The organism is Holdemanella sp. MSK.7.32, from assembly GCF_024460475.1.
Taxonomy (GTDB): Bacteria; Bacillota_I; Bacilli_A; order Erysipelotrichales; family Erysipelotrichaceae; genus Holdemanella.
Genome location: NZ_JANFYN010000016.1, coordinates 36,250 through 45,076, shown reverse-complemented (window position 1 = coordinate 45,076; position 8,827 = coordinate 36,250). Strand labels below are relative to the sequence as shown.

Sequence of the window (8,827 nt, the reverse complement as noted above, 5' to 3'; positions counted from 1 at the left end):
TACTCGAAACATTCATGACAAGTTCACTGTTTTCATCCTTAAGATATTCAGGCTTTAACACTGGTTGTCCATCAAATAAAAGTGCATTGAAGATTGAAATAAAGTTTTTGGGTTGTCCTAAAAACTTCTTAGACTCAATATCCATCGAATTCAAGATGATTCCTCCTTTCTTCTCTCTCTAATACGAAAAAAAAAGAAGGAAATTTTAGAAAAGATGCAAATTTTGATAATTTCACATAATTCATTTTGATTTCACAAGATTTACCAAAGTTATACTAAATTTATGACAACATGGGATGATATTCTATAAGTGCCTTAAAGATAAGGCAATGAATATAGAAAGAAACCAATATTCATATCTCTCTCCTAAAAATAATAAACAAAAAGGAACCATTCTAGACGCCAACACTAGAATGGTTCCTTTTATTTGAAATCCGATTTCTTGATATATGCATAGCTATTCTTATATTTAGCATTTATATTCAAATGATTATCTTTAACAGGTGCTTCACTTGATATTTTATAGTATCTTTGCTCATCGTTTAATATATGAATCGATACAATACTTCCTTTTTTATAAGTATAAAGAACACCTTTTTTATTTGGTGCATATACCTTTAAGTCCTTGGATAGTTGTATTGTTTTGATTGGATTCTTTTTTTGGTCAATACCATCTTCATCCAATTGATAATAGAAACTAGCCGCTTTTTCTCCCCAGTACGGATCAGACGCATAGTTCACGTTGATGCCACTTGCCTTATCCCCAAACCACGAACCGTGATATCTTGAATCGTCAGGATTTAGATAGCCTTGCTGCAAGAAATTGTAGGCATGTTGTTTTACACAATCCGCTATTGATTTGTATTGATTTGCGTTATCTGGATTTTCATCAATGGCTGCATGACCGAATAAATTATGATATTCAAGCGCATACTGACTAAGTCCTAGACCACTCTCATTTAGGGCAAGCGCATACATCATAGATGCGTTGATTGCGTATTTAGCTTGTATATTAAAAAATACATCGGCTTGATTATAGAGTGCGGATTCATCGTTGACATACGTATTATAAATCGCATGATTCAAATACGACGTGGTTCTGTGCGGAACATATTGATAATAGTTATAGTATGGATTTTCATTGACCTTTTTATCATCAACTAAGTTTTTATAGCTTGTATAAAAATAGTGACCATCATATGAATAATAGGCAGTATCTTCTTTTAAAAATTTTGGAGCAGGACCAATCGCAATAGAATTCGCATTTCCTTGAACAAGATCAGTAGAAATCGTATGAATGAGGGAACCGTTATAAACATAATATGTGGATAAAGTATAAGAATCGTCATATAAGTACAATTCAACATTGTTGATGTCTGTCCATGCTTGCACGCCGCTTATTTTAAAGTGAACCTTCTTTCCGTTAAAGCTGGTTCCTAAATATTGAGCATCTGCACCATAACTTCCATTCACATATCCAGTTTCATCTGTATCTGCTGTGTATTCTGTATTTTCAGTTATGTCTTTCGTCTTTAAATTAACAATGCCAGATTGAAGTCGTAATATTTTTCCGTTTTCATCTTTTATACACGCATACTTAGAATCGATTGTATCCATCTTAAAAGATGCGAAGATGTAATGCTTATAGGAAGCTTGTACTTCACTTGTATTTAAATCTTCTACGTAGTATTGTCCGTCTTCAGTGATTTTTAAAATGGTGAAGGGAATAACTATAAATACGAAAATGAGTAAGGTAAGAATAAACACAATTGGTATTTTTTTAACTTTTCTTTTCTGTTTCATACTTCATATTATACTCTTATCTTCAAAAATTGCGTAATAGGACAATTTCCATCGACAATACTGTTTCTTTATATTAAAATAGATGGGGTATATCGCTAAAATAAAGCGTTTTTTAAGTGGTAAAACACTCAAGATATATAAATTATAGAGAAAGGATGTATATTTATGGCAAAAATGGATGAGCGTTTAGAAAAAATGGTTGAGCGTTATCGTGAAATCAATGATTTGATGATGCAAAGTGATGTTGTATCAGATCGTAAGACAATGGCAAAATTGGGGCGTGAACAAAATGAGTTGACACCTATTGTAGAAACATACGAAGAATATAAAAAGGCAGTTGAGGAATTAGAAGAGGCTAAAGTTCTTTCAAAAGAGGAAGATAAAGAAATTCGTGAAATGGCACAAATGGAATTGGAAGAATTAGAACCAAAAATCCAAAATTATTTAGACCGTTTAGAATTGCTTCTAGTACCAAAAGATCCTAACGATTCTCATAATGCGATCTTAGAAATTCGTGGAGCAGCTGGTGGAGACGAAGGAAATATCTTTGCCGGAGACTTATTTAGAATGTATTCAAAATATGCAGAGGCAAAAGGTTGGAGAACAGAAGTCATTGAAATGGAAGATAGTGAAGCTGGAGGATTCTCATTAGTTTCATTTAAAGTCAATGGAGAAGGGGCTTATGGAACTTTAAAATTTGAATCTGGTTCTCACCGTGTACAACGTGTGCCAAAGACAGAATCACAAGGCCGTATCCATACTTCTACCGCAACAGTATTGTGTATGCCAGAAGTAGAAGCTGAAGATTTTGATATTGATATGAACGACTTGGAAATTGAAACAATGCGTTCAAGTGGAGCTGGAGGACAGCACATCAATAAAACCGATTCAGCTGTACGTATCGTCCACAAACCAACAGGTATTGTAGTTAAGTGTCAGGATGGTCGTAGTCAGCATGAAAACCGTGCAACTGCCTTAATGACAATTCGTGCTCGTGTATATGAAGAAAGACAGCGTGAATTGGATCAAAAGAACGAAAAAGAACGTCGTACAAAGATTGGTACTGGAGATCGTGCAGAAAAAATTCGTACATACAACTATCCTCAAAACCGTGTAACAGATCACCGTATTGGATATACAGTCAATCAGTTAGATCGTATTATGGATGGTCGTCTAGATGATTTAATGGCTGCATTACAGCTTGCAGATCAACAGGCTAAAATTGCTGGAGAAAAAGAATAATGAGTACATATCATTCATTGATCAATGAAGGTAAAGAACGTCTTTATAAGGCTGGTCAAGGCGAACAGGCAGCGCAACTTTTCATGGTGGAATTGTGTCGTCAAAAAGATATCAATTTATATATTTCTATGGATGAAGAGGCGGATGAACAAATTCAAACGGATTATTTAGAAGGAATTCATTTAATGGAAAATGGAGAACCATTAGGCTATGTATTAGGGTATGAATGTTTCTATGGCTATGACTTTATTGTGAATGAAGATGTTTTAATTCCTAGACCCGAAACAGAAGAACTTGTAGGACTTGTATTATCTAAGTTTGATGATTATTTTGCCGATAAAGATCATGTCAATGTATTTGATGTGGCAACAGGATCTGGAGCCATTGGAATTACTTTAAATCTAGAAGAACCTAGAATGGATGTGATCGCATCGGATATTTCAAAAGAAGCTTTAGTGGTTGCACAAAAGAATAATGAAAAGCTGGATGCGCATGTAAACTTTATTTGTGGAAGCATGTTAGATCCATTTGTAGATCGCGATTTACATTGCGATATTCTAGTTTGCAATCCACCATATATTCCAAGTGAAGAGAAGATGGAACAAAGTGTTGTGGACTATGAACCGCACGTAGCCCTATTTGGTGGAGAAGACGGATTAAAATTCTATCGTGATGTATTTGAAAAAGCACATCTAGTATTGAATGAAAAAGCTTTTCTTGCCTTTGAAATGGGATGGGATCAAGGTGAATCTTTATCGAATCTAGCTCGTGAATATTTTGAATCTGCAACGATTACTGTACATAAAGATATGTCAGGAAAAGATCGTATGTTGACGATTGAATTATAATTTTAAAAATTGTTGAGCAATACTTTTGAAATATTGAAATGAATATGCGATAGTATAGTCATAAAAGGAAATAGTATATTTCAAGAGGAGGATTATTTATGAAATATAGATGCTTAATTTGTGGACACATTTATGACGAGGAAAAAGAAGGCGTAAAATTCGCTGATCTTCCTGCAGATTGGAAATGTCCAACTTGTAAACAACCAAAAGAAAAATTTGTTCCAGTAGAAGACGAAATGTCTTGGGCTGCTGAACACGTAGTAGGAGTCGCAAAAGATGTTGCTGAAGACATTAAAAACGATTTACGTGCTAACTTCGAAGGTGAATGCTCAGAAGTAGGTATGTACTTGGCAATGGCTAGAGTAGCTCACAGAGAAGGATATCCAGAAGTTGGATTGTATTATGAAAAGGCAGCTTGGGAAGAAGCAGAACATGCCGCAAAATTTGCTGAATTATTAGGCGAAGTTGTTACAGATTCAACTAAGAGAAATCTTGAAATGCGTGTAGAAGCTGAAAATGGTGCGACTGCAGGTAAAGTTGATTTAGCTACTCGTGCTAAAAAGGCAAACTTAGATGCAATTCATGATACAGTACACGAAATGGCTCGTGATGAAGCTCGTCATGGTAAGGCATTTGCTGGATTATTAAAACGTTATTTTGGTGAATAATGCATTTAGAAGCTTCTGAATCAATCGGAAGCTTTTTTTCTTGTTTTCGTGTATAATAAGTTGTGTTTAACGAATATATAGAAAGAAGGATCAAGATGATTGGTAAGAATAGTCCATGTTGGTGTGGTTCTGGTAAAAAATATAAACATTGTCATGAAGAATGGGACAATACAATTAATGTATTAAAACTACAAGGAAAAATTGTTCCTAGTCATAATTTAATCAAGTCGGAAGAAGATATTAAATGGATCAAGAAAGCGGCTAAAATCAATAATGCAGTTCTTGATTTAGTTGGAGAAAAAATCTGTGCAGGTATGACGACAGAAGATATTGATAAATTAGTATATGATTATACAACAAGTCATGGTGGAATTCCTGCATGTCTAGGTTATGAAGGATTCCCTAAGAGTGTTTGCACATCTATTAATAATGAAATTTGTCATGGTATTCCAAGTGAAAAAGTCGTATTAAAAGATGGCGATATTATAAATGTAGACTGTACTACCATTGTACATAAACACTTTGCGGATGCATCTAGAATGTTCTGTATTGGTCATGTAAGTGAAGAGGCAAAACGATTAGTTGAAGTGACTAAAGAATGCTTAGAAATTGGTAAAGAAGCCGTACGTCCTTGGGGATACATTGGAGATATTGGTGCTGCTATTCAAGAACATGCACACAAAAATGGTTACAGTGTTGTTGTTGATTTCTGTGGACACGGTGTTGGTAATGCTTTCCATGAAGATCCATATGTACATCACGTAGGAATTCGTAATACAGGTATGGTTATTGCACCAGGTATGGTCTTCACCATTGAGCCTATGATCAATCAAGGAACGCGTGATTTATATATTGATAAAGATAATGGTTGGACATCTTATACAAAAGATGGAAAGTTATCGGCACAATGGGAAAACACAATTCTAGTTACAGAAAAAGGAATTGAAGTATTAGCTTGGTAAGAAGTCAATAAAATGACTTCTTTTTTGATGAGGTTTAAAAAAGGGAATATGCAAAAGAGTATGATTGAGGGGAATACGTTAAAACTCATTTTGAATTTTAGTATTCCATTATTATTAGGAAATTTATTTCAACAATTTTATAACGTTGTTGATGCGGCTATTGTTGGGCAAACACTAGGTTCTAAAGCATTGGCAGCCGTAGGCGCAAGCAGTAGTGTGCAGTTTTTGATTCTAGGATTTTGTATGGGAATATGCCAAGGCTTTGCGATTATGGTTTCACAAAGTTTCGGAGCAAAAAAGCTCGATGAAATGCACACTTATATCTATGCAGGAGCGATATGGACAGCCATTACAGCATTTGTGGTATCCATCTTAGTCGTTGTGTTTTGTGCAGACATTCTTCATATTTTACAAGTCAATGATGAAATCTTTAAAGATGCCTATGCCTATTTGGTTGTCATATTTGCAGGGATACCATTCACATTACTTTATAATTATTTATCAGCTATCTTAAGAGCTATTGGAGATTCAAAAACACCATTTCTCTTTTTAGCTTTTTCTGCATTTTTAAATATTGGCCTTGATTTTTTCTGCATTCTTGTTTTGAAATGGGGATGTGCAGGGGCTGCCATCGCCACCATTTTTGCCCAAGCCGTAAGTGGTATTTTGTGTTTATTGTTGATTGCTTTTAAAGTCAATGTTTTACATATTCCTAAATCAAGTCGTTATGTGGATAAACAACATTCTCTAAAACTACTTGCTATGGGTGTTCCTATGGGCTTACAGTTTTCGATTACCGCCATTGGCTCAATGGTCATGCAGTCGGCTAACAATGCTTTGGGAACCATTTATGTTTCCGGCTTTACAGCAGGTATGCGTATTAAATCATTGATGATGTGTCCATTTGATGCATTAGGTGCAGCTGTTTCTACATTCCTTTCCCAAAATTATGGAGCTTGCAAGTTAGAACGAATCCATGATGGATATCATAAAGGCGTAATGGTGAGTATTTTATATGGTGTATTCGCATGCGTCGTAATGGTTTTCTTTGGAAGAATTCTTAGTATGATGTTTGTGAGCGCCAATGAATCACAAGTGTTAAATGCGAGTGCTTTGTATCTAAGAAGAATGGGCTACTTTTATCCTGTTTTAGGAATTTTGATCACAACAAGAATGTCCGTTCAAGGACTTGGCTATTCTGCTCGAGCTATGCTGGCAGGCTTTGTAGAAATGATTGCACGATGTATTGTGGCATTATGCTTTGTTCCAATTTTCAAATATAGTGCGATCACATGGGCAGATCAAACAGCATGGGTTGCAGCTACATTGGTATTGATACCATTGTGGATCAGTGCAATGCGTACGGTTCAAAAGAAAATGAGTTAAATTGGAAGTCTAAATGACTTCTTTTTTTTTGACTTTTAATGTCTTTTTCACATACATCTGATTTAATTGAGGTAGAGATCATTAAAAATATGATTTACACCAAATATAATGAAGGTGAAAAGATGTCTTCTTGGGATAAGCTGTTAAATTGGGTCATGATATTCGTTTCGAAGAGATAGTTAAAGTGATGAAAGAATATGGATATGAGATCAAACAACCTAAAGGCGGATCAAGTCATTATTCATTTGTCAAATCTGGATGTAATCGTATTGTGATTCCAAGACATAAACCTATAAAAAAGGTGTATGTAAAAATGATAAAAAAAGTGATAGAAGAGGAGATGAAGGAATATGAATCAAGAACTCAAATACTACATGAATCTGTCGTATCGTATGGAAATTGTTGAAGATAAAGATGAAGGAGGATATGTCTTATCTTATCCGGATCTTCCTGGATGTATGACATGTTCAGATTCATTAGATGACTTGTTAGAACTAGCCAAAGACGCAAAAGAAACATGGATTTTAGGTATGTTAGAAGATGGAAAAGAGATTCCGCTTCCTAGTGATCTACAATCGTATTCAGGACAATTTAAATTAAAAATACCCAAAAGTCTTCATAGATCCTTATCTATACACGCTAAAGAGGAAGGCATTAGTATGAATCAATATTGTTTGTATCTTCTCGCAAAAAATGATGCGGAATATAAAAAAGAAAGACGTTAATTGTCTTTCTTAGATATAATGGATTTCAACTCCACCAAAATGAACACGCCCTGTGATATTTAATGTTGGATAGCCACTAGATGATGGCTGTCCTTTTTCATCAACTCCACCAAAGAAGGCGCGAACATGACTTTGTACATTCCATTCTTTAGGTATATAGAGTTCAATACCTGTAAAATTTCCATCGATTTCAATCGTAGCTTGATTTTGAATGGTAGCCTGATCAAAATAGAGTTTCAATCCTGAAAACTTTGAATCAATGGTCACATATTGTAAATCATTGGTTTGAATATATTGAACTTTTTCACCAAAACTAGAAGTAATATTGATGATGGAATTTGTAGAATATTCAATATCTTCTATTTCAATGTGTCTTTTTTTGGGATGAATAATGCTTGTAAGTCCCCAAGCTAATAGCCAAGTAGCTAATAATAGAAGCCATAGAGAAATATCTTCAAAACCTAAATCTTCTTTGAATAAATAGAAAATAATCGCAATCCCAAATAAGGGGCTGTAGAAGCTTCTTTCTTTGATTCCGTCGATAATAACGGATAGACAGATAAGAGTTCCAGCAATTTTCCATAGACTAAGGTTAAATTGAATAATTCCAAATAAGTTTCCAAAAATTAATATGGCACCTAGAATACAAATAATGCCCCAAAACCAATTTCTTTTCATAAATGATTCCTTCTTTCTTTTAATACTTTGTAGTACATTCTTGATACATACACTTGTTTATGACTATTTTGAAAAGTAATGAGATGACTCGATACAGAATGCGACAGAGAATAAATTTTTTGAATATTCACTATTGTAGATTTAGAAATTCTCAAAAAGGAGTTTGGCAATATATTTTCTAATTCATACAATTTCTGTGTTGTAGAAAACATATCATTGGCTGTATGCGCATATACCGTTCCGTTGTCACTTTCAAAGAATAGAATTGCATCTAAATCTAGATAATACTCTGTATCTTGTTTAAAGAATTGTATACTCGGCTTTGATTTAAAATTAGAAATCAATTGTTGCAATTCCTCAGTATATTCTTTTGTATGTATGACGATTTCATCTTCATTTAATGAATCATCAATCTCAATTCTTACTTTCATGGCCTTATTATTTCATATGAATATTTAAAAGTATAGTCTTGAAAAGTAAGTGGTAAAAATATAAGACTAAGTGGTCAAGAAAAA

10 protein-coding genes are annotated in these 8,827 nt (G+C 34.2%); 7 read left to right on the top strand and 3 right to left on the bottom strand.

Features of this window, described 5'->3' with window-relative positions; all coding sequences use genetic code 11:
• Nucleotides 1-423: 423 nt before the first annotated feature.
• Nucleotides 424-1,803, bottom strand: coding sequence for a glucosaminidase domain-containing protein (locus NE544_RS05485; protein ID WP_256268629.1), 1,380 nt, complete (start codon nucleotides 1,801-1,803; stop codon nucleotides 424-426).
• 165 nt (nucleotides 1,804-1,968) lie between these two features.
• Here NE544_RS05485 and prfA point away from each other — a divergent pair, with 165 nt between their 5' ends.
• The 7 genes from prfA to NE544_RS05450 all read left to right on the top strand — a co-directional run bounded on the left by prfA (nucleotide 1,969) and on the right by NE544_RS05450 (nucleotide 7,634).
• On the top strand, nucleotides 1,969-3,045 hold the full coding sequence (gene prfA / locus NE544_RS05480; protein ID WP_003866204.1) for a peptide chain release factor 1: 1,077 nt from the start codon (nucleotides 1,969-1,971) through the stop codon (nucleotides 3,043-3,045).
• Nucleotides 3,045-3,893: a peptide chain release factor N(5)-glutamine methyltransferase gene (prmC, locus tag NE544_RS05475; protein WP_154556303.1), complete on the top strand. Its 849-nt coding sequence runs from the start codon at nucleotides 3,045-3,047 to the stop codon at nucleotides 3,891-3,893. Before prfA ends, prmC begins: the two co-directional genes overlap by 1 nt.
• Nucleotides 3,894-3,991: 98 nt before the next feature.
• A complete protein-coding gene (locus NE544_RS05470) occupies nucleotides 3,992-4,561 on the top strand; it encodes a ferritin family protein (RefSeq protein ID WP_256268628.1) in 570 nt (189 codons plus the stop codon).
• Nucleotides 4,562-4,656: 95 nt separating this feature from the next.
• Nucleotides 4,657-5,523, top strand: a complete 867-nt coding sequence (locus tag NE544_RS05465) for a methionyl aminopeptidase (RefSeq protein ID WP_117926505.1) — start codon at nucleotides 4,657-4,659, stop codon at nucleotides 5,521-5,523.
• Between the two features lie 48 nt (nucleotides 5,524-5,571).
• Nucleotides 5,572-6,909 carry an MATE family efflux transporter gene (locus tag NE544_RS05460; RefSeq protein WP_256268627.1) on the top strand — a complete coding sequence of 446 codons (1,338 nt, stop codon included), beginning with the start codon at nucleotides 5,572-5,574 and terminating at the stop codon, nucleotides 6,907-6,909.
• Between the two features lie 187 nt (nucleotides 6,910-7,096).
• Nucleotides 7,097-7,315: a hypothetical protein gene (locus NE544_RS05455; protein WP_256268630.1), complete on the top strand. Its 219-nt coding sequence runs from the start codon at nucleotides 7,097-7,099 to the stop codon at nucleotides 7,313-7,315.
• On the top strand, nucleotides 7,260-7,634 hold the full coding sequence (locus NE544_RS05450) for a type II toxin-antitoxin system HicB family antitoxin (protein WP_118114738.1): 375 nt from the start codon (nucleotides 7,260-7,262) through the stop codon (nucleotides 7,632-7,634). The genes NE544_RS05455 and NE544_RS05450 overlap by 56 nt, the downstream gene beginning before the upstream one ends.
• 9 nt (nucleotides 7,635-7,643) lie before the next feature.
• Here the strand turns inward: NE544_RS05450 and NE544_RS05445 are convergent, their stop codons facing one another.
• Nucleotides 7,644-8,312 (bottom strand): hypothetical protein, encoded by a 669-nt coding sequence (locus tag NE544_RS05445; protein ID WP_118114739.1) that lies wholly within the window; start codon nucleotides 8,310-8,312, stop codon nucleotides 7,644-7,646.
• Nucleotides 8,309-8,743: a LytTR family DNA-binding domain-containing protein gene (locus NE544_RS05440; RefSeq protein ID WP_256268626.1), complete on the bottom strand. Its 435-nt coding sequence runs from the start codon at nucleotides 8,741-8,743 to the stop codon at nucleotides 8,309-8,311. Before NE544_RS05440 ends, NE544_RS05445 begins: the two co-directional genes overlap by 4 nt.
• Nucleotides 8,744-8,827 lie beyond the last annotated feature (84 nt).

Excerpts from the sequence above, each read along its gene's own strand:
- prmC (WP_154556303.1), top strand. The coding sequence starts at position 3,045 with ATGAGTACATATCATTCATTGATCAATGAAGGTAAAGAACGTCTTTAT.
- NE544_RS05440 (WP_256268626.1), bottom strand. The coding sequence starts at position 8,743 with ATGAAAGTAAGAATTGAGATTGATGATTCATTAAATGAAGATGAAATC.
- NE544_RS05450 (WP_118114738.1), top strand. The coding sequence starts at position 7,260 with ATGAATCAAGAACTCAAATACTACATGAATCTGTCGTATCGTATGGAA.
- NE544_RS05445 (WP_118114739.1), bottom strand. The coding sequence starts at position 8,312 with ATGAAAAGAAATTGGTTTTGGGGCATTATTTGTATTCTAGGTGCCATA.
- NE544_RS05485 (WP_256268629.1), bottom strand. The coding sequence starts at position 1,803 with ATGAAACAGAAAAGAAAAGTTAAAAAAATACCAATTGTGTTTATTCTT.
- NE544_RS05455 (WP_256268630.1), top strand. The coding sequence starts at position 7,097 with ATGAAAGAATATGGATATGAGATCAAACAACCTAAAGGCGGATCAAGT.
- prfA (WP_003866204.1), top strand. The coding sequence starts at position 1,969 with ATGGCAAAAATGGATGAGCGTTTAGAAAAAATGGTTGAGCGTTATCGT.
- NE544_RS05465 (WP_117926505.1), top strand. The coding sequence starts at position 4,657 with ATGATTGGTAAGAATAGTCCATGTTGGTGTGGTTCTGGTAAAAAATAT.
- NE544_RS05470 (WP_256268628.1), top strand. The coding sequence starts at position 3,992 with ATGAAATATAGATGCTTAATTTGTGGACACATTTATGACGAGGAAAAA.
- NE544_RS05460 (WP_256268627.1), top strand. The coding sequence starts at position 5,572 with ATGCAAAAGAGTATGATTGAGGGGAATACGTTAAAACTCATTTTGAAT.